Raw genomic sequence first — 23,194 nt, forward strand, 5'->3', positions numbered from 1 at the left:
ATATTGTTATTCAATAAACACATATAATCATTACTATGGGAAATCTATTATATACTATCGCTGTTATTTTGGTCCTGATATGGGCAATCAGTTTTTTTGGCGGATTTGTTGGCGGAGGGCTAATTCATATTCTTTTGGTTATCGCTATCATTGCAGTGCTTCTGCGTGTAATTAAAGGAAACGCGTGAAGACTGTAAGCAGTTTATTGATTACGATAAAAAGCTCCTCATTTTAACGCTGAGGAGCTTGTATTTGCTGTAAATTCTTTAGCTAAGGAACTTAAATATTCAGATCTCCTTCTTTACCTATATCTTCCGCTTCACCTGTTAGTCTAACTTTTAGCATTTTAAAAAGGTTGACAATCATATTGGAGTCTGAATCCCAATAATGAGCATCTTTAGGCGTAACACGCAACAATCGGATATTGGGATCCTCCTTACCTTTCTCAAACCATCCTTCCATCATTTTGTTCCAGTAACGATCTATCCTTTCCTGATCTCGCGAAAGACTCGCTTTACCATTTATACTTAGAAAGGTGTAGTGTTTTGGGTCCGCATAAAATAAGGAAGCTTTTGGGTTCTGTGCGATATTCTTAAAGGTATCACTCTCAGCAGAACAAATAAACCAAATATCTCCATCTTCGTCTACTTCTTGTCTACTCATTGGAACCCCATGCGGGTACTCCGATTCAGCTGGGAATGAACAGACTGTTCCCACATCGATTTGATCTACAATTGCTTTAAGCTTATCTAAAGCTTCTTTGTTATTTAAATTATTCTCTGCCATAATATGTCGTTTATTAAGGAACAGTATCCTGTAGAAAATCGTTTATTTTTTCAGCAAATTCAGGCTATCTTGGGTAGTGAAAGGGGAAAAGTACGAATAAAAAAAGGCAAATCAAGTAATTTTACGCATCCTTAATACTAATAATATTAGTAATTTTACATCAAAATAGTAGAAAATAAATCATGTTTGGTTTTGATGATAAATTGCAAATATTAGCTGATGCCGCTAAGTATGACGTAAGTTGCAGCTCAAGCGGAAGTAAACGAAAAAATAGTGGTGGTATAGGTGATTCATCGACTAGTGGCATTTGTCATACCTACACCGAAGATGGTCGCTGCGTCTCCCTGCTAAAAATTTTAATGACCAATTATTGCATCTACGACTGTTCATTTTGTGTGAGCCGACGAAGCAATGACGTACAACGGGCAGCATTTTCGGTAAAGGAAATTGTCGAATTGACCATGAACTTCTACCGTCGTAATTATATTGAGGGTCTTTTTTTAAGTTCGGGTATTTTCAAATCTGCCGACTATACCATGGAACGCTTAATGTTGGTCGTCAAGAAACTTCGGACGGAAGAACGGTTTAATGGTTATATCCATCTCAAGGCCATTCCGGGTGCGAGTGAATCGTTATTAAAAGAAGCAGGTCTATATGTTGACCGGATGAGTGTGAACCTCGAAATTCCCACTGAGGAGGGACTCAAGCTAGTTGCTCCCGAAAAGGATCATCAATCCGTTCGCGAGCCTCTAGCGATTATTAAAAATGAAATCCTCAACCTTCGGCAGGATCGAAAAAAAGAGAAGAAAACACCCTTGTTTGTACCAGCAGGCCAAAGTACACAGCTGGTTATTGGAGCAACTCCAGAGAGCGACCTACAGATTATGCAGGCTGCCAATACATTCTATAAAGATTACGATCTCAAACGGGTTTATTATTCGGGTTATATTCCCATCAACGCGACCGATTCCAACCTTCCCCAAATTGGGACATCACCACCTCTTGTACGTGAAAACAGACTTTATCAGACGGATTGGCTACTTCGGTTTTATGGTTTTTCGCTTCATGAAATACTCAACAGCACGCATCAACATCTCGATCTAGAAATAGACCCTAAGCTTGCTTGGGCGCTACGCAACCCACAATTCTTTCCCATCGACATCAACAGCGCTACGTATGAGTGGATTATCCGAATCCCCGGTATTGGCAGGCAATCCGCAAACAAAATTGTACAGTCGCGCAAATATGGAAAATTAAAGGAATATCAACTTCGAAAAATAGGAATTGCCTATAATCGCGCCAAATATTTTATGGTTTGCCAAGATACATGCATAGCAGGAGGCTTCCATTATCCCGAAAAAATCAGAAAGTCTATTCTTGAAAGTAACCCGCGTACACTGGTCACGGCTTCCAATACACAGCTAACACTTTTCTAATGGACTATATTTTTGACGGAAGTTATTCCGGATACCTCTGTTGTGTATTTGAAGCCTTTGAACGGAAAGAATTTGATAGCATTCCCACAACAGAAAAGTCTATGGAAATTAATATTTTTTCGGAGAAGCGACAGGTTCATACTGATGTAAAAAAAGCCATGCGCATTTTAGTGGGAATGGAAAAGATACTCGGAGCACAAGAAACAAAAATTTTTTATCATAACTTTTTGTCCGATAATCAATCTGAATGGCTCAATGGATTTCGGATGATCATCGAACTTTTTCGAAGGGGAAAATTGGATATACGCAATTATGGATACCCACCTGTACTCCGTATCCATCAGACGATCAAAAAGATCAGCCGCGAACGACACCGCATGAAGGCTTTTATCCGATTTGTCAAGTCTAACGATAATCTCTACACAGCCATCGTTGAACCCGATTTCAATGTGATTCCCCTGATTGTAGACTTCTTTAAAAACCGATTTGCCGACCAGTGCTGGTTAATTTATGATATACGGCGAAACTATGGCTTCCATTATGATCGCAAAAATATCTTGGAGGTATCCAACAACAATACACATGAGGTTCAAGATCCATATCAGCTAGAAGTGGATCTCGATCCTCAAGAAAAAGATTATCAGCATCTCTGGAAGACTTATTTTAAGAATACCTCTATTGAATCACGCAAAAACCTGAAGCTTCACTTAAGACATGTTCCCAAACGTTACTGGAAATATCTCGTCGAAAAACAATAAGTCCCTAATTAGTGAAAATCCTATTTCATATCATTATTTTGATCCGCCAAACAGCTTGCTCACCAACCAAATGACAATAGCGACTACGACAACAACCAATAAGATGCCCGACCATACACCAGCTTTAAATATACCTTCAATTGCTGCACAGCTCGACACGAGCACCAATAAACTCGACATGAGCGCAAATGGAATTATCTTTTTCATAAATACCTGTTTTAATTATTAATTGGAAGTATGACAATACTGGCCTTGAAAATGTTTTACAGCAATGACGTTCATGTACTTTTTACATCTCACTGCGGATACGTCCGATACGTTCACTGCATTAAATACTTGAGCAGTCCGTATTTTTTTGTCACAAAGTGAATGCGCTACGTTATTTACACCCTAAAAATACGGTTAACTGGCCAAGGGAAGCTTTTGGGTACAGCATTTGATTCTGTTTACCCAAATAGCAAAATAGAATTTAAACAATAATTGACTAAAGATATGGACACTATACACCAAAAAGCACAAAAAATAGGATTGGAAAAAGGTTATTATCTATTATTAATGGCTATATTGGATTTACCTGTTGATGGTAAGAAAAAATCAGAAAAGAAAAAATAAACATAAAGCCTTTTTCAACTACATGAAAAAGGCTTTTAGTGATATTTACATTAACAATTTTTCCTAAACTCCTCAGGACTCATTCCTTTATTTGCTTTAAAAAATGTACTGAAATATGGTACATTTTCAAAACCAAGTTCAAAGGCAATTTCTTTTACCGTTTTAAAAGTATGATAAAGCAATCGCTCGGCCTCCAATAGTATGCGTCCACGGATAATAGTACCGCAGCTCGTCGATCTTTTTTTTCGACAAATCCGATTAAGATAGTTGATCGATATATTCAATTGCTCTGCATAAAATGACGGATAACGCTGCTGCGCATAATGACTATCAACCAAAGATTCGAAACTTCGGATTTTATCGTCATCATCCTGCTTTACAACTACATGATCGACCACGATTTGCCGTCCCAAAATCTGGAGCAACATAATTAAATAGCGGCTCAATACACCGTGAGCACTCAATTTAACTGAATTATAAGCAGTTTCCATCAAACTTACTATATGTAGACAACTGATCATATCTTCTTTTGAGAGCACAAAAGCGTGCTTACATCTACTCCTTAAAAAATGAAAGGATTTTCTTACAGCAGTATTCTGCCTTTCCATGAAAAAAGATTCTGTAAATAAGACACTGTATCCTTCTACAGACGAACCTGCCTGAAAACTACACACACAATTTGAATTTATGCTGATTATATCATGGGCAGCTATAATCTGTACGCTCTGATCCGCTACCATAGACAGTTCACCACTCTTGATAAACAAAAGGGTATAAAAAGATCTTAGATGGAGCGTATTTTGATTTGCTTTAGCTTGTAAAAAAGCTGCTATAGGCATAATAACGATTCCCTTCGAAGTGGAATCAATATCTTCTAATTTTAGAAAATCTAGTTTCTCTTTTCGTATTACCATTTCTTTGTGATTATTCTGTAAAAAAATATTTGTGGAATAATCAAATGATTGGCGGTCTAAAAATTTTAGGTAGTATACCTCCGAAGGTATCAGAGACAAAGTCTTTCGGATAGACAGTCTTCACAGCAGGTACTATTGGAGAGCACAGCAAGATTTCCTTCACATACTGCACAAAGACCAATATTTCCACCCTCTTCATTTTGGCGAGCACATTGTTCACATCCTTTTGTTCAACCGTCTTTTCGCTGAGGAAACAGAAACCTTTGCAGCTCACTGCCGTTTCAAAACGATTGACGCAGAGATTTTGCTCGATATACGTGCGATTGCACTCAAATTCGATAAATGCCCACAATAGATTAGTTGCCTGCACACATATTGCCCAAGCCATTAACATACAAAACCACCATCTACTGCGCTGAGACTTCATTGATTTGATCTATTTTGTTGTGCTATTACGTTCGCGCAAATATTCTAAAATGGCACGTGCCTCTTCTTGCTTCAAGCCCAAACTAATCATTGGCGAACCATATTCCTTACTAAGTGCTTTTGCGTCGGCATCTTTCTCCAGCATGGTTGCCGGATCTAGCATCATGTTCATAATCCACTCCGGGGTACGACGTTTGATGACAGCATCCAATGATGGTCCTACTAATGTGCGGTCAAAACTATGGCACATTGCACATTTCGACACAAATAGTTCTACACCCCTATTTGCAAGCTGCGCATCAAAGGGTTTGTATTCAAAGGACGTAATGGTTCCTACACCTTTGGATCCCTCTGTTTTATAATCGAGCATGGCCGTGGGCTCAGCTACGGAAGGTTGCTCGGCACGATCTTCTTTCTTGGCTTTTGTACCCTCATTTCCGCTACACGCCAGTATAGCTACAAAACCGAAACAGCCTAGGATTACGTTGATTCTCTTTTTCATTTTTATTGTTTAAGTATATTGGTAAAATAAATTCTGTTTGTATTAAGTGACCTGCACCAGATATTTTATATCATCCTGATTTGATTTTTTGCCCTCTTTCCATAGTTCGACAATGACCTCCCAACGACCAGGCATAGAAAAATTAACAGTGCCTTCATAGTACCCATTACCTGTACTTTCAGCAGCAAAATTTTCCGAAGACCCCGTTTCCGTAGTAGGCCTATTGGTCTTTAGTTTAATGACATAATGATCCAATACCGGAAAATGATGACCATCCATTTTATTCATTAAAAATCGGATCGGATGCTTCCCCTGCTTTACGCTATCAGGCAATAGGCAGGAAATAAATACGCGGCTATCGTCTCTGGTTCCTGAGCTCATTGTTCGCATGGTTGCTGCTGCGGTAACCGGAATCTTGATGGCAAGTGTATCTTTTATGCGATTGTGACTACGTATCGTATGTAATTGCCAGCCCTTTCCCATCTGCGGGATATCTGCCATTATAAAAACCATTGGGCCTCTATACCAGCCTTCGCCGAGCGCGACGGGATGCTCATAGGGGCCACCATGCTTCATACGTCCCATACTCATTTCTGGATAAAAATCAAGGGATTTGTCATTGATCGGAATTCCCGAGGTATCTCTTAAACGCAGATAAATGGTATGATATTTATTGTTGAGTTTGGCATCCGCATATACGGTATAATTGTTAACATCCCAAACAGTATCCGCTATACGGACCAGATCGGACTCCTTAGGCAGGATAAAATCCGTAGCATTCTTACCCTTCTTTTTTGAATGATCGGCAGTACAGGATGAAGTTGAAAAAGCAACTGAAAACGCGAGTAGCAGTAAGATTACGCCCCCGACAGTCCCGACACGGGAATATAAATTCATATGTATTGATTTAAATCTTTTGAAAATAGACAGTACCTGCCATCAGTCAACATGCCGACAGCCCGTACGAAAAGCAAAATGACTTAAACCAAAGGTGGATGAAAAATAGTAAAGATTGGTCTATAGGAATAGTTTGCCTGATATGCTGGAAGTAAGGTCTCCGCAGCTGCTTCTTCAAAAAAAGCGATATCAAGGTTAAAACATTGCTGATTATTGATAAATACAACGTCGATTATACGAGATTCCAGGTTCTTTTGTTCCTTCTCCTCATGTTCACGCATTTTCTTCATCAAAATACATTGTCCTCTACAGGAAAGTGCCTTTTCGTTGAATCGATTGATACACTCATTCTTAGCGATATAATCTCTGTTAAATTCAAAAACAGTCCATAGCCATACCGACGAGAAGCTCTGCAGGAGCATCAGCGGCAGTAGAATCCATATCAATTGTTTCGCTTTCATGTATCGCTAGTGCAGCAAATATACTAATTATTGACTTACCAGCAACGAACTGCCTCTTTTCAAAACGCCCAAATGTTTTCTAAAACATCAGGAAGTTTTAGTACATTTAGCTAAAAATCACGCGCTTTGAGCAAATGAAGTTTAATCCTCTTTTAGTCATTAAATTATTACTTGGGCTGTTTATCTGCATCGGAATAGCTTTGACCATATTGATGATGGTTCATAACAGCAAAGTTGTGGGAGCTTATGTCGTTTCTGGACTTTTCATACTATTCCCAGGTATTATCCTGTACGGTATGACCGTTGGATTTCGAGTATCCAAGAAAACCATAACACAACAGATCGCCCAACAGGAATGTGTAACATTCGATCATAAAGGCCTATCCTATCAAATCCCCTTGCTAAAAACAACCCAATTTATCTCCTGGGAAATTATCGAGACCATTATATACACCAACTACCACAGCGACGACCTGGCGCAGTTCAGCTTTTATCTGACACAACCGGCATTGCAAATCGCTTCAGAAAAGCCAGGATGGATAGCGAAAGTTCTCTTACCCTTGATAAAAACAAGTAAAAAGGTCGTTATTTACGAAAATTGCATCAATTTTCGCGAAATCCCGAAAATGCTAGAAAAACATTTTTCCTCCATCACCCCTGTTGACATAAACGAAGTCCATGGAAAAGGAACACTACTGAGCTCAAAGACCACCTTAAGGGAAAATACGGTTCAGATCGAAGAATATTGGAAACCTAATCCAAATTTTGAACCTGAAAAAGTCATTTATGATCGATACAACCGGACTATTGATGAACTGAAACAATCAAAAAACAGCAAAAATTTGTTTTCCTGAGCAAAATCACCCACGTCATCGTGTAATATTCAACAGGTATTGCTTATTATTTATTACTACGTTGGTGCATTGGCTGGGTGATATTAATGTTCGCAGCTGAGGCAAGCAGAATAAAAATCCAAAATAAGTTGATCGGAGATATGACATAAATTCCAGCAATTGTTGCTGATAAAATGGATAAATTTGTACCCGTTAACATTATTACGATGATTAAAAGAATAACAGCATATTGGAATGACCGTAGTAGCTCCTGGCGCAAGGAAAGGGATGAAGCTTGGTCCCGGCCGGAGACCGAACGCTGGCTTGCGTTTTTCAAGTCGGTCCGTAGCCAGACTACGGGCAATAAAGTACTTGAAGTTGGTACTGCTACCGGATATTTTGCCAACATTATGACCCTTGCCGGTTTTGAAGTTACTGCCGTTGACCTCTCCCCGCAGATGATTGAATATGCAAAACTCGTCAGCGAAGAACTAGAACTTCGCGTAGACTATCGGGTCATGGATGCACAAGTACTACAATTTGAAGCCAACACCTTTGACTTCGTCTTCACCAGGTTGATGACATGGACCATCCCCGATCTTGAAAAATGCTACCGCGAGATGGAACGTGTACTTAAACCGGGTGGAAAACTGATCAACCTGGATGCCGATTTTGGGAAAACGGTCTTTAGTAACGACAGGCACGATGAATGCCCATCGGGCGCCATCGATCAGATCAATGACATCAAATCGGCATTGGACATCAGTGCACATCCACGTCCTGCCAAAGACGTCGAACTATTGGAAGCAGTTGGATTTGATTCTATTGAAGTCGATATGGATGCACAAAATCGTATTCTTGAACTCCCTTTCGAAACTGAAGGACTTTTTATGCTAGAGGCTATCAAAAAGTAAAATTTGTTCAACACCTTTGATGTGTTTTTCGTCTGGAAAAACCGCAAAATAATTGGTTTACGGATCTTTCATACCAACCGATCTTTCATGAAAAACTAAGTTTGTCATTTAAATTTTCATCAAAAAAGCCCGATCTATATCGGGCTTTTACAGTAGATAGATTGTTATCAAGAGACAGCCTGATAAGCCTTCCGCGGAAACGAGATCCGAACAGAAACGCCTGTACCATGCTGATTCTCGAACTGCATTTTTCCATCAATCCGTTTGATCAAATCCTTACAGAGGGAGATACCCAACCCTGCACCATTTTTGCTCTCAGATTTTTTACGGTCCCAGCTATTGACAAAATTTAGATTATGGAGGACTTCCGACGTAAGTTCTTCCCCTTCGTTGCTGACGATAAGTTCCCACCGATCGTTCGGATCATCTATCAGTTGCAGCACAATGCTACCGCCGACTCGTCCATATTTAATGGCGTTGCTAATCACATTTCTAAGCACAAAAGCGAGAATTCCTTTATGTGTATCCGCCCAAAAATCCGGACTCACCGAATTTATGATCTGTAAATTGAAACGCTGGATTTCTAGCGTATAGATCCCCAATACCGCATCAATTTGATCGCGAATATTACAGTTCTCGGTATTTTCAAGTTTATCCCGGAGTTGTGACTCTGTCCATAGTAAGACCTCTTCCAACATCGTACGCGATCTAGCCACTTGTCCTTTTAGATTTAAAAAGATGAGTTTAAGCTCCTCCTTATCAACTAGAGAAATATCATCAATCGCCAACAAAATTTCGACCGATGCAAATGGCGCTCTGAGATCATGTGAGGCAATCGATAAGACTTTAGTCTTGAAACTCTCGGCAATTTTTAATTCTTCATTATAATGGTGAATACGAATTGCCTGTTCACTGAGGATACTGTTTGCGGTCGTCAATTTGAGCTGCTCGACCTTTAACAACCGATTCTTTCGGATTAAAAAGTAGATCAGTACGCCTATCAGCGTTTTACTGATGACTATTCCAACAATAAGTAAGGTAATAATAGTTTGGCTTTGCACAATTTTTAGGTAATAAATTAACAATAATGACTAATGGAATATCAAAGCTAAACAATCACATGCTAATTAAAAAATTTACCTTAAAAAAAATTACACTTACCTCGATTCTTTCTTAATTCATTAAAAAAAAAGCTAGATCAATATTGACCTAGCCTTTAAAAAAAACTATCCTCTAATAGACGTATACCTTATATACCTTTGGTCTAATGAACAATAGCTCAGTAAAATAGTTTTAAGTATTTTATTTTTGTTAATTCACCAAATAAACCAATCTATTTTTAAATCCATTTCGGCGATGCTGCACTTTCAGCAAAGATTTCCTAAATTTCCAAAGCCTGCCTAAAGTCTACTGAATATGCTCAAAATTATTTGCGTTTGGGTATGGCTGTCATCACATCCAGTGACATATCCATCGCTTTCTTGGCCCACTTTTTCAGATTGTCCAAATCAGCTGCTTTTAACGCCTTATTTCCAAAGATTACCGCATTAAGTGAATAATTTTTGGCATTCGCACAATTGCAATCTGGAATTATACTGTAGGCAGAAGCTTCTTTTGCTTTACCTACGGCGTCCTTAAGCAAAACTTTGGCATCATCCAGTGATCCAGCCTGATAGGCTTTTTTAAAGCTCATAAAGGCCATCTCGGCATAGGTAGATGCCATACCGCAGCCCGTATTTACCTTTTTGTTCTCCTGGGCCATTACCGAAAAAAACATACTCAGCAAGGTCATCGTAAAAAAATATTTCTTTTTCATGATAAGGGTATAATTATAGGGGTATATCTAACTTAAAAACGCTATTTTATCGTTACTGTTTCTTTAATATCGAAAGAGCAATGTCCATTGTTCAATCCTACCTTAGCAATGGCTGTATACGTCCCCGCTTTTGTGTAGGTATGACTCGCATCTCGTCCTGTAAAATCTTGCACCGTGCCATCACCAAAGTCCACGCGAACCGCATTGTCCACTGTTTGCTTGCCGGTATATGTAATGTTAAAATCAATCTTTGATGCATTTGATTCTGAAGCTTTGTGATCCACATCAACTAGAATGGATTGACCGAAGCAATCCACCACGCTCTTCTCAACTTTATCACCGCAGGAAGAGACTGCTATCAGCCCCAAAAACAGTAGGCTCTTTTTTACAAGTTCCATAGAATAATCTGATTACACTTTTTTTGACAAGATAACAAGATATCCGTAACAACGTTTTCACTTTGTCCATTTTTTTTCTTGAAGAAAAATAACACATAATTCACAAAAACTTAATTATTTAAAAATACAGTACAAATAAACTTTGTTTAGTATTACAAAACTTATGTATTTTTATATAAAATGAAAAACCTAGCAACATATTACGTATTTGATCGTGCCAATACAGCGCTCTCCAAAGTGATTAAACCTATTCCACCTTTGCAGGATGGTGAAATTTTGGTCAACATACGTTATACCACACGCTGTGGCATCAGGCTCGTCGGGACAGGCATTGGTGTAATGAATATGTTTGCGTATGTATTTGCTGCTGTCGGTGAACCTTTGTTTGGCAAGCTGATCGATTACACGGGCAATACTGCCAATATATTTCTTTTCGTTACGCTAATATGTGCGATATGTGCAACAATCATTAGTTTTGTCCAAAGCCCAAAATCAATATCAATTAAAAAACCATGATAAACCGAAAAAAATTCCTAAAAATTGGCAGCCTGGGTATTTCGGGACTTTTAGTTCCCGCCGCATTCAGCTTTGCAAAAACACATACAGACCTAGACTCTGCAGCATCTGAGAACTTGGAAGCGAGACAGCAAAACCTAAAATTCGGTATTATTGCCGACCTGCATTATGACCTTATGCATGATGGTGAACGTCGCGCTCAACTTTTTATCGATGCAATGAACCAACAACAGCCTGATTTCATTATTTCCTTAGGCGATTTCTGTGTCCCAAAATCCGCTAACAAAAAACTGATGGCTATATGGGCACAGTTTAAGGGTAAAAAACACTACGTACTGGGCAACCACGATACCGACGGCGGATTTACCAAACAGTAGGCTTTGGCTTTCTGGGATGCAACATCCCCCTATTATTCTTTTGACGATAAAGGTTTCCACTTTGTGGTGCTGGACGGCAATGAAAAAGATCCCGAAAATAAGATTGAAGGCTATCCACGTACCATTGGAAAAGAACAGCTTAGTTGGTTAAAACAGGATCTCCAACAGACAAAACTTAGAACGATTATTTTTTGCCATCAAGGGCTCGATAATACCATGGGCGGCTTAGATAATGGCATGCAGGTACGCTATTTACTTGAACAAATCAACCAGGAAGCGGGTTTCAACAAAGTCATTCTCGTTTTGACAGGACACCATCACCTCAATTATCACAATGAGATAAACGGCATACACTACGTACAGATCAATAGCTCTTCGTACTATTGGGCAGGCGAAACCTTTGAGAGCAAAGCTTTTGATGCAGCGTTCTATAAAGATCATGGTATCTTAAAACGCACATTGGTTTATCAGGATCCCATTTGGGCAACGGTATCGATTGGTAAGAAAGATATTACGATTCAGGGAACGGAAACCGTTATGGCAGGCATTCCACTCGACCAAACCGGAATTGATGTTTACAAAGACGTCTATCCCATTACGTCGAAAGTCGACTCCCGTAAACTAATGTACTGATGCAACAATCAGTGAATAGCCTGGTAAAAAATCTCCTGATCTAAAAAAAGAAGCCGCTTTCCATAACGGAAAGGCGGCTTCTTTGTACTTCTTTCTTTCGACATCTTCAAGCAGAGCAACCCTAATGATTGGGTTCTACTTTTGTTCGCTATCCGTCTGATCGAGGACTATCTGTTGAATCGGCAAAGCCATATCGATACCTTCATCAGCAAAAGCTGCATAAATTTTGGTTAATAATCCGCTCTTGACACCGCCACTATCTTTGGATATTCTGACCCAAAAATAGAGTTCGACCACCAGTGCCTGCGAGCTCACCTGCACAAATTGCACAGCAGTGCCACCTGAAGAAAGAATCTGCTCGTCCTCGTCCATTATTTTTTTAAGCTGCTGAGTTACCCGTTCAAGATCTACCCCATATTTTACCTCAAGTCGAATACTGAGACGTTTTTTGGCACCACCCTGGCTCCAGTTCATCACATGTGCATTGAGCAGATCTCCATTCGGCATAATCAGATCGGCCCCCTCAGCTGTCGCAATAACACTGCTGCGAAATCCGATAGATTTCACTTTTCCCGATCGCCCACCGATCTCAATTAGATCATCAACATTCACAGGCTTTTCAAAGGCAATGATCAAACCACTCACAAGATTGTTGACAAGCGTCTGTAAGCCGAAACCTATTCCTACACCCAATGCCCCTACGATAATTCCGATCTGCTGAACCGGAATCCCCAGCGCAGAAAAGGCCAGAAAAAATCCAATCACGATAATCGTGATCCGAACGAGCAAAATCCAACTTCCCAGTCTAAATTTATGCTGAGCCGCACCTTCCTTTTTCTCCCATTGGGAGTCCGCAGCAAAATAAGAAACGATCTTCGAAAGCACCGTTGCACAGACCATAATTAATAGAAACACCGCGAGGTTATTGACAGAAAACTGATAGTTACCCAAACGGTGTTCGGTTTCCAAAAAGTCTCTCAATGGATCTGCAAGGAACCTGAATTCGTAGAAATTTCGGCCAAAGAGCACAAACCATCCAACAATCAATACCGCATAGAAAAAAACCGGGGCTCTTTTGCCCACCCTATTATAATTGATATAAAATAATCTTCTTTCCTGCTTCTGATAGACCGAAGAAGCCAATTGCAATCCTTCATTGACCAATCGAATCACCCACAAAAACAAAATAAAAACCACAGCATTTGTCAATCCCGCCACCAAAAGCACTTTACTAAGGTTGAAACGCCCAAAAAGGTTCATTATAATGGACCCAAATTCCAGGAAAACCATAAATGCAATTGGAAAAAGTATCCAGCGTTCTTTGATCTCGTCGCGACGTTTCTTATTCAAGAGCGCCAGCAGACCGACCAGGCAGGAAAGGCTAGCAATGACAAGAATCAACCAACGTTCCGATCGTGAAGGTTGAAGCACGAGGTTATCTAATCCGGCTAAAATAAAAAGGGTCAGAATGGAAAGCCATATCGCCATCCAATACCCTGTTATTGCCGGTCGAAAAACGAGGGATAAAAAGACCGAGGCAACAGTCAATATGGTGATGGTAAACACAAAAGGTGGCGCGGGAAATATAAATTGCATGACGCACAATCCGATGATTAACCCACTCAGAAGCGGCCGGTGCAGCAACAGACTTGACTGAACCATATTTTTATCGTTGATCCTCCTGCGCAATACATAAACATAGGAAACGACGACCAGGGTTGCCAGAAAAAAGAAAAGCAGTTTTCCCAGATGCGCTCTCAAATAATAGAAATAGAGCCATTTTGCTTTCACGAATGAGAAGAAGAGGATTTCATTCATCGGTCGCTCAAACTTACTTGGGACCCAAATATTGACAAAGTTGCGAGCTATCGTTCGGTCAGAGAGCCTGTTCTGATAGTAGAGCACCTCCTCCATATCCGATTCCAGCCGTGCCAGCTCGATATTAATTTTATTCTGCAGTTCGTGGACACTGTTGATCCGCTCTGCCAAATTCAGCGTAATGGGTGAAATCTCCCTTGCAATCACCCGAATCCTGTCCATATACCGGGCAAGATTAGTGGAATCCTTGGAGATGACAAAAAGTGCGGGGTCATTGCTCAAAGAGTCGAGATCCAACTGATAATTTGTGAGCCTATCCTGATAACGGTCCATATCGCGTTTTAAACTCCTTACCTCTATGGAAAGTGCGTTCAAAATGTTGAAGGTCACTTTAAGATTGCGCGATGATTGGGCAGACCCCTTGTTTTCGAAAACACCATCTTTTACAATATCGTGTAAGATGATCAGCTCCTTCAGCCCCTGGTCCACGCTCAACGAATCGAAACCTTTGTGCAGAAAGGAACGCGATTGGCTCGCCAATAACTTAATATCCTCCAATACCCGATTTTGGCGGATTGCAGCACGGTCCATTTCCAAATCCCGGATACTCCTTTTAGCCGATTCTTTAAAAAATCGTTCCGTCTTGGCGACAAATCCCTGTTGAAGAGAATCTTGCGGATTACCAAATAGCACCTTTGAAAACAGTATGATGAAGAAACACGCTAAAAATTTCCTACTCATTGCCCTTGAAGTTTATTTTTTTCCTTTAGGTATTTAAATTGTACTACGAACACCTAAATGTACATATATTGCTTTAATATTGTTTCATTATCCTTCATTTAACAGCAAGATATTTTATATTTTCCCTTCTTTCAATTCGATCTTTCACAAAGCCAAAGCCGCTTCGGTCAAAACGCGATCAGTAGCCTAAAAACACGTCCAGGATCATTCAACCATGATTCCAAGGCCAATTGTGCATCTTCCACCCGATAAATAGCCGTTATCAGTTCTTCGATCGGGCAGGTTTTCATTTTCAAGTAATTCATTACCGCAGCAAAATCCTTTGCCGTGGCATTGCGCGACCCTCTGATATCAAGTTCCTTTTTGACAAAAAATTGTGTATCAAAAGGAATCGCTTCCTTTGCATACCCGATATACAGCACTCTGCCTGTATATGCAGCGGCAGCAATGGCCGCCAGGTATGTTTCCTTTCGGCCAACGGCTTCGATAACAACATCAGCTCCCATGGACTGAGTCAACACATCCAACCTCGCATGCAGATCTTCCGTAGCGCTATTAATCGCATACTTTGCACCTAGTTTTTTCGCTAGTTCGAGCTTTTCAGTACTCACATCGACAGCAATGACTGTTGCTCCCCGTAATGCTGACCGAATGATTGCCCCCACGCCAATCATACCACATCCAAATACCAATACAATATCGCTATCTGTTACCGATGCTCGGTCAACGGCGTGGAAGCCCACACTCATAGGTTCCACAAGAGCCAATTCTTTGGATGTAAGTTGTCCCCCAACGATGATCTTTTCAACAGGTAAGACAAGATATTCGGTCATGGCACCATCGCGCTGTACCCCCATAGTCTCGTTGTAACGGCAAGCGTTGGGCCTATTATTTTTACATGCGGTACAAGCACCACAGTTGGAATACGGGTTTACTGTAACTTTTGTACCAACCTTAAGATCAGTTGTCACTTTAGTCCCCAATTCCACGACCGTTGCCCCAATTTCATGCCCTGGTATGACCGGCAAATTGACCAATGGATTCAACCCCCGAAAGGTATTCAGATCCGAACCGCAGAATCCAACATAGTCTACCTTTAAGAGGACATGTCCCTCCTTAACAGTCGGTTGCGGAATATCCATGATTTCCACACGTCCCTCTTTCACTATTTTTATTGCTTTCATTTATAAATGGCATCAAGATTTAAATAACAATTGCGTTGATTATGCAAAGTTCATATCGGAATTGATAAGATTTCCTGTTTTGGAATCTTTACTATTATCGTATAGTCAAAAATAATTATATAGAACGGAGAAAGGAACTCCATTAGCGACAAAAACTAACACGATATCGATCCATCCCATTATATATCGCAAAACATCTCTTTCAAAAATTCCAAATAAGGGAAGGTTATTAACGATCAGATAAATTGCTTGATGCTAAAAAAAATGCTCAGAGAAGTTAAGCTACTAGTAAGGCTGTTATGAAACCATAACCTTCACAAAAAACAAAACGCTCGGAATAATTCCACAAAAAACATACAACGATCTCTTAGATATGCGTTGATTGCGCAAAAAAAACACATTATCGACAACTGTACGTAAAAAGTGTTGTTTTTTTTTAGAGAAAACGAGTATTATTGTATCTGAGATTTATGGTATCTAACTATTTTTCTGTTTCGCATAATGATAAATAACGAAAAGAATAAACTCGATTTTACACTATTGAATATTGGCTATGCGGAACATCTGGCGGATTGGAACTTTCAAAATATCAAGAGTCCTTTTGCAAGAATACATTATGTATTTGAAGGTGAGGCATCTATTATTTTAAAGGATGAAATCATTAAACTTCGACCTGGCCATCTCTATCTTACACCAGCCTACACCCATCATAGCTATGCCTGTTCAGCTAAACTCTCGCTCTATTACATCCATATTTATGAAAATCCCGAAATAAGGTCAAGTATTTTTGATCGTTACACTTTTCCAAAGGAGATCAAATCTGATCAGCTATTGGAGACAGTCATCCAGCATCTCTATGCCTCAAATCCAGGTCGTGAGTTAAAAATTTACGATCCAAAGGGCTACGATAATTCATCAGAATTAATGAAAAACATGGCACTTCAAACGGCTTCGCCTTTCGCCAGAGCTTCCGAAAACCAAGCGATCATTCATTTGTTGATGAGCCGATTTCTAGCAGAAGCGACCAACAAAATACCACAAGTAGAAAAACGACTTCTGCGTGTGCTCGATTACATAGACGAAAATATCCATCATACGATTTCAATCGAACAACTTGCCAATCTGATTTTTATCTCCAAAGATCATCTGATCCGACTTTTCAAAAAACACATGAATGCCACACCGGTACATTACATCAATCAAAAAAAAATAGAAAAAGCACAGTTGATGATGTTAATCGATGAAGACAATATCCAACAGCTGTGCTTTAAATTGGGTTTTGAAAATATATCTTATTTCAACAGACTCTTTAAAAAAATAACGGGCGAAACACCTACGATTTATAAACGTCGAATAAGCAGATAAAGCAACCCATTATGAATAAGATCTTAAAGACATTGCTTTCGTTGCTAATTATGATGACCCATCGGTAACTTAATTTTCTTTAACTCCTCTAAATTATGTATCGGTCGCTCCAGCTCGTAAGGAATCGGCTGACGCGAAAAACACTGAAAGTACTGCAGACAAGCATCTTTCCACCAAACTGCATCTCTAGCCTGGATTCTCAGTTTAGCTTGAACAGCCAAAAAACGTGGTCGATCAATATATTTTTCCATACGATCCCAAACTTTTTGAAACTCCCTTACTTCTTGGACACCGTGGTCATAACGGAAACATAATTCAGTCCACAGCGTATTGCCGCTATTCATTCGATAATTCCAGGAAACATGATGAAACCACAATAAAAGATTTTCAGGACAAGTGGATATATTCCCATAAATTTTGTCCAATGGTGGATTATATTGTGTAACAGCACGACTTCCATTAACCGTTCGGTCAAAGCCCAATCCCAAAGTATCCGCATTATGGTAATACCAAGGCATCCAGTCTGCACGTCCCCCCGGGATATCTCCCCAAGGTTCTGGGCCGTAATGATGCTCAAAAGCAAAAAGGTGATGCAGGCCTAAAGGCATCATATAATCGACTGCTGCCTCCCGTGATTCAAGCATCAGCTTCTTTATAGGTTCTACAAACTCCTCGACTCCGGTAAAAGTCATACGTATCCACTCATCCGCTATCTGAACCGACGACAGGTTATTGTTCCAAGCCAAACGACCAAAGGCATACCAGTTAGCTTGAGCAAAATGATGCCCCGTCCAGTTGGTATCTAAACCAATATTGGCGACAGCAGCGATTGCAGTTTTACGTCCCAAATGCCCCCTAGTGTCGATCAATTTTGACACCGTCCGCCCTTTTCCATTGGCATAGGTATCACTATCCAATACTTCCTTAAACAAAGGGGCCAAATAGACCAAATGATTAGAAAAGCCTAGATATTCCTGTGTCAATTGAAATTCGAGCATCTTTGCTGTATTTGGCATCGCGCCCAACAATGGATTAAATGGCTCTCGGGGCTGAAAATCTATAGGCCCATTTTTTACTTGAAGAATAACATTGTCCCGAAACTGGCCATCAAGGGGAACAAACTCTTGATAAGCCTGTTTGGCACGGTCATCTTTGGTCGGATGATAGACAAAAGCCCGCCAAAACACTATACCACCATAAGGACTTAGCGCATCAGCAAGCATATTTGCCCCATCCGCATGGGTTCTTCCATAATCTTGCGGTCCTGGTTGTCCTTCAGAATTTGCTTTGACCAAAAATCCACCGAAATCCGGAATTAATGCATAAATTTCTTTGACTTTGGATTTCCACCAGCGCTCAACCTCCTGATTTAAGGGATCTGAATTGCTTAAACCGCCTATGTTTTGGGGTGAGGAAAAATTGATTGACACATATACTTTAATACCATATTTACGAAAGACATCCGCCAATGCTTTAACCTTTATCAGATAATCCGTCTTCAACAGATCCGACGAAGCATTCACGTTATTCAATACCGTCGCATTAATTCCTATTGAAGCATTGGCTCGTCCATATTGTTCATATCGGGGTGAAAGTTTATTCGGCAACTCCTCCCAGTTCCATAATGAATGCCCGGCATAGCCGCGTTCTATTGTCCCGTCGAGATTATCCCAGTGGTTTAATACCCTGATATCATAGGCAGGTATTTCAACCAATCCCGAGCGGGGTATCCCTGCTCCCGTTTCCTGAAGACGTAATAAATGATAAACAGCATATAATATACCCACAGATTGGCCGGCAATCACATAAACCTGATTTTCGTGTTGGCTTATCTGATAGCCATCTTTTAAATCCTTTCGGCTAGGATCTAATTTTAAGATGACATCCCCTCCCTCCCAGTAACATTCCAGTTCCTGTTTTGCCAATGCCAATGTTACATCGGTTGATTTTCTTTTTATAACCTGGATGGTGCCTACAGGTTTCTCCTGTTTTGAAAACCGCAGCCACAATTGACTGCCATCCTCCGACCATAAAGTAGTGGGGATACTACAAAGCAATATCAACAATAAGAAATGGAAATACATGGTATACCTCATCCGTGAAAAAACAAATACATCTTTTAAGAAGACAATCCATCGATTGGCTTAATATGACCATTCTCATCATACGTCAACTCAATAACTTTCATGCTTCTGAGCCAGGTCTTTCCTCCAGATGGAACCGAGTCGTGATAAAATAGGTACCACTTGCCCTTGAATTCCACGATGCTGTGGTGTGTGGTCCAACCAACAACAGGCGATAAGATCACCCCTTGATAAGTAAATGGTCCATAAGGATTGTCTCCGATGGCATAACAAATCAGATGGCTGTCGCCTGTAGAATAGGAAAAATAATACTTTCCTTGATATTTATGCATCCAGGAAGCTTCAAAAAATCGCTTTTCCGTATCCCCATGCTTTAATGGTTTGCCCTCTTTATCTAAAATAACTAGATCCCGCGGCTGTTCCGAAAACTCCAGCATATCAGCAGACATCTTGACAACCTTAGGCGACAATGCAGTTTCATCAGATTTTGGCAATTCATTGGGCGAAACAATCTTATTATTCCGATAAAATTGGAGCTGTCCACCCCATATACCACCAAAATATAAATAATAGGAACCATCTGTATCTTTAAAAGCACATGGATCAATACTGTAGCTTCCCTTAATTGGATTATCCTGCGGCACAAATGGTCCATAGGGTTGGTCTGCCATAGCGACACCCAGTCTAAAAATATCGTTTTTGTCTTTCATGGAGAAATACATATAGTACTTCCCATCTTTCTCGGCTACATCGGAATCCCAAAGCTGACGACCGGCCCAGGGAATGTTTTTTACATCCAATACCTTTCCATGATCAACAACCTCCGCATTGATATCTTCTAGGGAAAATACATGGTAATCCTGCATATCAAAATGGTCGCCGTTATCATTTTCGGGGATGCCGCTTTCCCTATCGTGAGAGGGATAAATATAAATTTTGTTTTCAAAAACATGTGCTGAAGGATCAGCCATGTAATCTCCGGGATATAAATACTTACTTTTGTTCATTTTTCTTATTTCTTTTTTTTTTGAGTCAACGCAATAATATCCTTTACAAAAGGTTTGGGCTGATAATTCCGGTCAAATAACAACGGATAGTCTGTACGTCCCGGAATAGGCCAGCCATTCTTCCATGAATCTCCATCGCCAACACCCCACAATGTCACACGTGATATTTTATCCCGATGTTTGAGATATAAATTAAAAAACGCTACATATCTCGCTCCCAACTCATTCATTTTCGCTGCAGGAAGTCCTTTTTCGTACGGATTCATCGCTTTACTGTAGGCATGACGCTCCCCTATTTCCGCTCCCATATTGGGACGTACATGCGGTAGGACCGAAATATCCATTTCCGTCACCATTACCTTCGCACCAAGCCCCGCAAATCCGAGTATGGTTTTTTCGACTTCATCGACCGATGGATTGTCCAATGCATTATGTTCCTGCATACCAATTCCAGTGACCTGCCCACCGGCAGCCTTTACCTGTTGCACCATGCGCATAATACCCTTTCTTTTTTCGGGGATAGCAGTTGAATAATCGTTATAATATAATTCTGCATTTGGATCTGCCTCATGCGCAAATTTGAAGGCCAATTCAATGAATTGCGGCCCGATGATCTGGTAGAATTTGCTTTTACGCCATTCTCCATTATCCAATATGGCCTCATTCACCACATCCCAACCAAATACCCTTCCTTTATAACGGGAAACAACGGTTTGTATATGCTTCTGCATGCGTTCGATAAGTACCTCTCGGGTGACCTCTTTCCCATTTTTATCGACAAAAAACCAAGCTGGTGTCTGCGAATGCCAAATCAGCGTATGACCGATAATTTGCATTTTATTTTTTTCTCCAAATGCGACAAAGCGGTCCGCATCTTTAAAATCGAACTCACCTTCCCTTGGTTGCAAAAACATACTTTTCATACAATTTTCGGCAACTATGGAGTTGAACTGCGTTTTGACCACCGCGACCGCTGCCTGATCGCGCTCCCATATCTGATCAAGGTTTAATGCTGTTCCTATAAAAAATTTACCCTCAAATGCATCTTTCAAGGTCAATGAATCAGGAGCCCGCTTCAGGTTCTGCAAAGTGGCTGAAGCAGCAGGACCAAATAGTAAGGCTGCTACTGCCACAACAATAGTTTTTAACATCTTCATGGTTTATTTTTGATTAATAAGTATGTCTTGATTCTATATCTTGGTTGATTTTGTCGATCGTTATATCATCCAGTTCGTATTTGGAGATAACATACATCGCGAGCACCAAAAGAACGGCAGGAATAACAGCCACCAACCATAGAATTCCCTTTTCAGCCAATGCAGATTGTCTTACGGCATTATCTTTATCAAATTCAACATAAGTCAGTACCAATCCAGGGACGACACCTCCCAATGCCATTCCAGCCTTATAAAAAATACCTGTCAGTGCATTGACAATACCCGAAATACGCTTACCGGTTTTATATTCACCATAAGATATGACCTCAGGCACAAGAGCCCACATATACCCCGTAGCGACGATTACACCCGTTGACTTGATAAACTGAGCAGCCAATACCAGTCCAATATTACTCTTGAGTGTCTCGTTAGATGAAATTATGTACAACATGAGCATTCCAAGGATAGCGACACTCAGAAAAACATAGAACATTTGCTTCTTTCCTATTGTACGTTTGATAGCCGGCACCAATGGCATAAAAATAAAAGCAGGCAGGGAGCCCAGAGCCATAAAATAAGGCAGCATATCCGGAGCATGTACATTATAGATCATGTAGTAGGATCCTGCCGAATTACCGATGGCCATCATCGCAAATGCTGTAATGAAAAAAAAGGCCAAAATACGCAAAGGCCTATTGTGCTTAAATTCTCGCCATAGATCAGATACGCGTACATTATCAGTATCCTTTTCATCCATAATAACCCGTTCTTTTGTTTGTGAGAAACAAAAAATCAGAAGCGCCAATCCGACTAAAGCATAGATCAGCATCGTTGTAAACCAGGCTTCGGCCGAATCTTTTGAGTTTATCTTTCCATCCGGAGCGAGATACTGTACGACCAGCGGTACACCATATCCAACAGCCAGCCCGCCCACGTTCGCCATAAACATGCGCGTCGATGTTAGTTTTGTCACCTCGTCCGTATCCCTCGTCAAGGAAGCATTTAGAGCACCATAGGGAACATTCACTAAAGTATAAAGCATTGAAAGGCCAACATATGTAATATAAGCGTAGGCCAAAGAACCCGAAAAGCCATTCCAAAAACACAGAATTGCAAACCCTGTCAATGGAATTCCTCCCAGCACCAAATAGGATCTGTACTTTCCCATCCGGGGATTTCTCTTATCGACAAATGCACCTACAATGGGATCCCACAGCACATCCACAATTCGGACAATGAGAAACATGACTCCTGCCGAAGCAGCAGAAATTCCATAAACATTGGTATAAAAAATCAGGAGGTACATCGAAACAGTCTGGTAAATAAGATTCTGTGCAAGATCACCAGCGCCAAACCCCACCCGTTGTTTCATTGAAAGTTTGTAAAAACCTTTAATAGGCTTTACCTCTGTTATACTTTGATCCATATAATTGGTTATTCGATTAGTTGAATTACAAGGGTAAAACTACAAGTAGCTTTCTACCGGGAACCAATACAAATGTTTTATATTCCAATAAAAATGTTTAAAAAAGGCTGTCCATTTTCATTGGACAGCCTTT

At 40.3% G+C, this 23,194-nt stretch carries 25 protein-coding genes; 9 read left to right on the forward strand and 16 right to left on the reverse strand.

Annotation, left to right across the window (positions count from 1 at the left end; all coding sequences use genetic code 11):
- Positions 1 to 35 precede the first annotated feature (35 nt).
- Entirely contained in the window at positions 36 to 188 is a 153-nt protein-coding gene (locus K2F45_RS18920; RefSeq protein ID WP_112376008.1) for a lmo0937 family membrane protein, read from the forward strand.
- Between the two features lie 91 nt (positions 189 to 279).
- Here the strand turns inward: K2F45_RS18920 and K2F45_RS18925 are convergent, their stop codons facing one another.
- Positions 280 to 786: a pyridoxamine 5'-phosphate oxidase family protein gene (locus K2F45_RS18925; protein WP_120332455.1), complete on the reverse strand. Its 507-nt coding sequence runs from the start codon at positions 784 to 786 to the stop codon at positions 280 to 282.
- A gap of 182 nt (positions 787 to 968) precedes the next feature.
- On the opposite strand from K2F45_RS18925, the gene K2F45_RS18930 reads away from it, so the two are divergent.
- Together K2F45_RS18930 and K2F45_RS18935 are read left to right on the forward strand one after the other, a co-directional pair.
- Entirely contained in the window at positions 969 to 2,222 is a 1,254-nt protein-coding gene (locus tag K2F45_RS18930) for a putative DNA modification/repair radical SAM protein (protein ID WP_075993537.1), read from the forward strand.
- Complete coding sequence (locus K2F45_RS18935; RefSeq protein WP_248932055.1) at positions 2,222 to 2,980, forward strand: TIGR03915 family putative DNA repair protein; 759 nt, start codon at positions 2,222 to 2,224, stop codon at positions 2,978 to 2,980. The genes K2F45_RS18930 and K2F45_RS18935 overlap by 1 nt, the downstream gene beginning before the upstream one ends.
- Before the next feature lie 33 nt (positions 2,981 to 3,013).
- Here the strand turns inward: K2F45_RS18935 and K2F45_RS18940 are convergent, their stop codons facing one another.
- The 6 genes from K2F45_RS18940 to K2F45_RS18965 all read right to left on the reverse strand — a co-directional run bounded on the left by K2F45_RS18940 (position 3,014) and on the right by K2F45_RS18965 (position 6,792).
- Positions 3,014 to 3,187, reverse strand: coding sequence for a hypothetical protein (locus tag K2F45_RS18940; RefSeq protein ID WP_167512259.1), 174 nt, complete (start codon positions 3,185 to 3,187; stop codon positions 3,014 to 3,016).
- 455 nt (positions 3,188 to 3,642) lie between these two features.
- Positions 3,643 to 4,506, reverse strand: a complete 864-nt coding sequence (locus tag K2F45_RS18945) for a helix-turn-helix domain-containing protein (RefSeq protein WP_248932056.1) — start codon at positions 4,504 to 4,506, stop codon at positions 3,643 to 3,645.
- A gap of 40 nt (positions 4,507 to 4,546) precedes the next feature.
- Positions 4,547 to 4,933, reverse strand: coding sequence for a hypothetical protein (locus K2F45_RS18950; RefSeq protein WP_248932057.1), 387 nt, complete (start codon positions 4,931 to 4,933; stop codon positions 4,547 to 4,549).
- Positions 4,934 to 4,942: 9 nt separating this feature from the next.
- On the reverse strand, positions 4,943 to 5,434 hold the full coding sequence (locus K2F45_RS18955; protein WP_248932058.1) for a c-type cytochrome: 492 nt from the start codon (positions 5,432 to 5,434) through the stop codon (positions 4,943 to 4,945).
- 42 nt (positions 5,435 to 5,476) lie between these two features.
- Positions 5,477 to 6,331, reverse strand: coding sequence for a FixH family protein (locus K2F45_RS18960; RefSeq protein WP_248932059.1), 855 nt, complete (start codon positions 6,329 to 6,331; stop codon positions 5,477 to 5,479).
- 83 nt (positions 6,332 to 6,414) lie between these two features.
- Positions 6,415 to 6,792, reverse strand: coding sequence for a hypothetical protein (locus K2F45_RS18965; RefSeq protein ID WP_075993542.1), 378 nt, complete (start codon positions 6,790 to 6,792; stop codon positions 6,415 to 6,417).
- Positions 6,793 to 6,926: 134 nt separating this feature from the next.
- Between K2F45_RS18965 and K2F45_RS18970 the strand changes: the two genes are divergently transcribed.
- Positions 6,927 to 7,646, forward strand: coding sequence for a hypothetical protein (locus K2F45_RS18970; RefSeq protein WP_088162329.1), 720 nt, complete (start codon positions 6,927 to 6,929; stop codon positions 7,644 to 7,646).
- 206 nt (positions 7,647 to 7,852) lie between these two features.
- Positions 7,853 to 8,539 (forward strand): class I SAM-dependent methyltransferase, encoded by a 687-nt coding sequence (locus K2F45_RS18975; RefSeq protein ID WP_248932060.1) that lies wholly within the window; start codon positions 7,853 to 7,855, stop codon positions 8,537 to 8,539.
- A gap of 167 nt (positions 8,540 to 8,706) precedes the next feature.
- Here K2F45_RS18975 and K2F45_RS18980 read toward each other — a convergent pair whose 3' ends face one another.
- From K2F45_RS18980 to K2F45_RS18990, 3 genes are all read right to left on the reverse strand, one after another.
- A complete protein-coding gene (locus K2F45_RS18980; protein WP_157626155.1) occupies positions 8,707 to 9,600 on the reverse strand; it encodes a sensor histidine kinase in 894 nt (297 codons plus the stop codon).
- Between the two features lie 365 nt (positions 9,601 to 9,965).
- Positions 9,966 to 10,355 (reverse strand): hypothetical protein, encoded by a 390-nt coding sequence (locus K2F45_RS18985; protein ID WP_237241755.1) that lies wholly within the window; start codon positions 10,353 to 10,355, stop codon positions 9,966 to 9,968.
- Positions 10,356 to 10,396: 41 nt separating this feature from the next.
- On the reverse strand, positions 10,397 to 10,753 hold the full coding sequence (locus tag K2F45_RS18990; protein ID WP_248932061.1) for a PKD domain-containing protein: 357 nt from the start codon (positions 10,751 to 10,753) through the stop codon (positions 10,397 to 10,399).
- A gap of 180 nt (positions 10,754 to 10,933) precedes the next feature.
- Here K2F45_RS18990 and K2F45_RS18995 point away from each other — a divergent pair, with 180 nt between their 5' ends.
- Genes K2F45_RS18995 through K2F45_RS19005 form a run of 3 tightly spaced genes read left to right on the forward strand, consistent with a single transcriptional unit; the run spans position 10,934 to position 12,279 of the window.
- Positions 10,934 to 11,269, forward strand: a complete 336-nt coding sequence (locus tag K2F45_RS18995; protein WP_248932062.1) for a hypothetical protein — start codon at positions 10,934 to 10,936, stop codon at positions 11,267 to 11,269.
- Entirely contained in the window at positions 11,266 to 11,646 is a 381-nt protein-coding gene (locus tag K2F45_RS19000; protein ID WP_248932063.1) for a metallophosphoesterase, read from the forward strand. The genes K2F45_RS18995 and K2F45_RS19000 overlap by 4 nt, the downstream gene beginning before the upstream one ends.
- A gap of 3 nt (positions 11,647 to 11,649) precedes the next feature.
- The gene (locus K2F45_RS19005; RefSeq protein ID WP_248932064.1) at positions 11,650 to 12,279 is read left to right on the forward strand and encodes a metallophosphoesterase family protein; all 630 of its coding nucleotides are present in this window, start codon (positions 11,650 to 11,652) and stop codon (positions 12,277 to 12,279) included.
- Positions 12,280 to 12,414: 135 nt separating this feature from the next.
- Here the strand turns inward: K2F45_RS19005 and K2F45_RS19010 are convergent, their stop codons facing one another.
- Positions 12,415 to 14,838, reverse strand: a complete 2,424-nt coding sequence (locus tag K2F45_RS19010) for a mechanosensitive ion channel family protein (RefSeq protein ID WP_248932065.1) — start codon at positions 14,836 to 14,838, stop codon at positions 12,415 to 12,417.
- Between the two features lie 167 nt (positions 14,839 to 15,005).
- Positions 15,006 to 16,022, reverse strand: a complete 1,017-nt coding sequence (locus tag K2F45_RS19015; RefSeq protein ID WP_248932066.1) for a zinc-binding alcohol dehydrogenase family protein — start codon at positions 16,020 to 16,022, stop codon at positions 15,006 to 15,008.
- Positions 16,023 to 16,523: 501 nt separating this feature from the next.
- Between K2F45_RS19015 and K2F45_RS19020 the strand changes: the two genes are divergently transcribed.
- Positions 16,524 to 17,387, forward strand: coding sequence for a helix-turn-helix transcriptional regulator (locus K2F45_RS19020; RefSeq protein ID WP_248932067.1), 864 nt, complete (start codon positions 16,524 to 16,526; stop codon positions 17,385 to 17,387).
- Positions 17,388 to 17,431: 44 nt separating this feature from the next.
- On the opposite strand, the gene K2F45_RS19025 is transcribed toward K2F45_RS19020, so the two are convergent.
- From K2F45_RS19025 to K2F45_RS19040, 4 genes are read right to left on the reverse strand one after another with little or no spacing between them, the layout of a single operon-like run.
- Entirely contained in the window at positions 17,432 to 19,483 is a 2,052-nt protein-coding gene (locus tag K2F45_RS19025; RefSeq protein WP_248932068.1) for an alpha-glucuronidase, read from the reverse strand.
- Positions 19,484 to 19,506: 23 nt separating this feature from the next.
- Positions 19,507 to 20,478 (reverse strand): glycoside hydrolase family 43 protein, encoded by a 972-nt coding sequence (locus K2F45_RS19030; RefSeq protein ID WP_248932069.1) that lies wholly within the window; start codon positions 20,476 to 20,478, stop codon positions 19,507 to 19,509.
- 5 nt (positions 20,479 to 20,483) lie between these two features.
- A complete protein-coding gene (locus K2F45_RS19035; protein ID WP_198385949.1) occupies positions 20,484 to 21,629 on the reverse strand; it encodes an endo-1,4-beta-xylanase in 1,146 nt (381 codons plus the stop codon).
- A gap of 19 nt (positions 21,630 to 21,648) precedes the next feature.
- Complete coding sequence (locus K2F45_RS19040) at positions 21,649 to 23,061, reverse strand: MFS transporter (protein WP_248932070.1); 1,413 nt, start codon at positions 23,059 to 23,061, stop codon at positions 21,649 to 21,651.
- Positions 23,062 to 23,194: the final 133 nt, after the last annotated feature.

Origin of the sequence: Sphingobacterium siyangense (assembly GCF_023277505.1) — a bacterium.
Taxonomy (GTDB): Bacteria; Bacteroidota; Bacteroidia; order Sphingobacteriales; family Sphingobacteriaceae; genus Sphingobacterium; species Sphingobacterium siyangense.

Coding starts and splice junctions, on each gene's coding strand:
- K2F45_RS19040 (WP_248932070.1), bottom strand. CDS start 23,061: ATGGATCAAAGTATAACAGAGGTAAAGCCTATTAAAGGTTTTTACAAA.
- K2F45_RS19025 (WP_248932068.1), bottom strand. CDS start 19,483: ATGAGGTATACCATGTATTTCCATTTCTTATTGTTGATATTGCTTTGT.
- K2F45_RS18940 (WP_167512259.1), bottom strand. CDS start 3,187: ATGAAAAAGATAATTCCATTTGCGCTCATGTCGAGTTTATTGGTGCTC.
- K2F45_RS18990 (WP_248932061.1), bottom strand. CDS start 10,753: ATGGAACTTGTAAAAAAGAGCCTACTGTTTTTGGGGCTGATAGCAGTC.
- K2F45_RS18935 (WP_248932055.1), top strand. CDS start 2,222: ATGGACTATATTTTTGACGGAAGTTATTCCGGATACCTCTGTTGTGTA.
- K2F45_RS18920 (WP_112376008.1), top strand. CDS start 36: ATGGGAAATCTATTATATACTATCGCTGTTATTTTGGTCCTGATATGG.
- K2F45_RS18950 (WP_248932057.1), bottom strand. CDS start 4,933: ATGAAGTCTCAGCGCAGTAGATGGTGGTTTTGTATGTTAATGGCTTGG.
- K2F45_RS19030 (WP_248932069.1), bottom strand. CDS start 20,478: ATGAACAAAAGTAAGTATTTATATCCCGGAGATTACATGGCTGATCCT.
- K2F45_RS18945 (WP_248932056.1), bottom strand. CDS start 4,506: ATGGTAATACGAAAAGAGAAACTAGATTTTCTAAAATTAGAAGATATT.
- K2F45_RS19010 (WP_248932065.1), bottom strand. CDS start 14,838: ATGAGTAGGAAATTTTTAGCGTGTTTCTTCATCATACTGTTTTCAAAG.
- K2F45_RS19015 (WP_248932066.1), bottom strand. CDS start 16,022: ATGAAAGCAATAAAAATAGTGAAAGAGGGACGTGTGGAAATCATGGAT.
- K2F45_RS18960 (WP_248932059.1), bottom strand. CDS start 6,331: ATGAATTTATATTCCCGTGTCGGGACTGTCGGGGGCGTAATCTTACTG.
- K2F45_RS18970 (WP_088162329.1), top strand. CDS start 6,927: ATGAAGTTTAATCCTCTTTTAGTCATTAAATTATTACTTGGGCTGTTT.
- K2F45_RS19020 (WP_248932067.1), top strand. CDS start 16,524: ATGATAAATAACGAAAAGAATAAACTCGATTTTACACTATTGAATATT.
- K2F45_RS18925 (WP_120332455.1), bottom strand. CDS start 786: ATGGCAGAGAATAATTTAAATAACAAAGAAGCTTTAGATAAGCTTAAA.
- K2F45_RS19035 (WP_198385949.1), bottom strand. CDS start 21,629: ATGTTAAAAACTATTGTTGTGGCAGTAGCAGCCTTACTATTTGGTCCT.
- K2F45_RS19000 (WP_248932063.1), top strand. CDS start 11,266: ATGATAAACCGAAAAAAATTCCTAAAAATTGGCAGCCTGGGTATTTCG.
- K2F45_RS18985 (WP_237241755.1), bottom strand. CDS start 10,355: ATGAAAAAGAAATATTTTTTTACGATGACCTTGCTGAGTATGTTTTTT.
- K2F45_RS18965 (WP_075993542.1), bottom strand. CDS start 6,792: ATGAAAGCGAAACAATTGATATGGATTCTACTGCCGCTGATGCTCCTG.
- K2F45_RS18930 (WP_075993537.1), top strand. CDS start 969: ATGTTTGGTTTTGATGATAAATTGCAAATATTAGCTGATGCCGCTAAG.
- K2F45_RS18995 (WP_248932062.1), top strand. CDS start 10,934: ATGAAAAACCTAGCAACATATTACGTATTTGATCGTGCCAATACAGCG.
- K2F45_RS18975 (WP_248932060.1), top strand. CDS start 7,853: ATGATTAAAAGAATAACAGCATATTGGAATGACCGTAGTAGCTCCTGG.
- K2F45_RS18955 (WP_248932058.1), bottom strand. CDS start 5,434: ATGAAAAAGAGAATCAACGTAATCCTAGGCTGTTTCGGTTTTGTAGCT.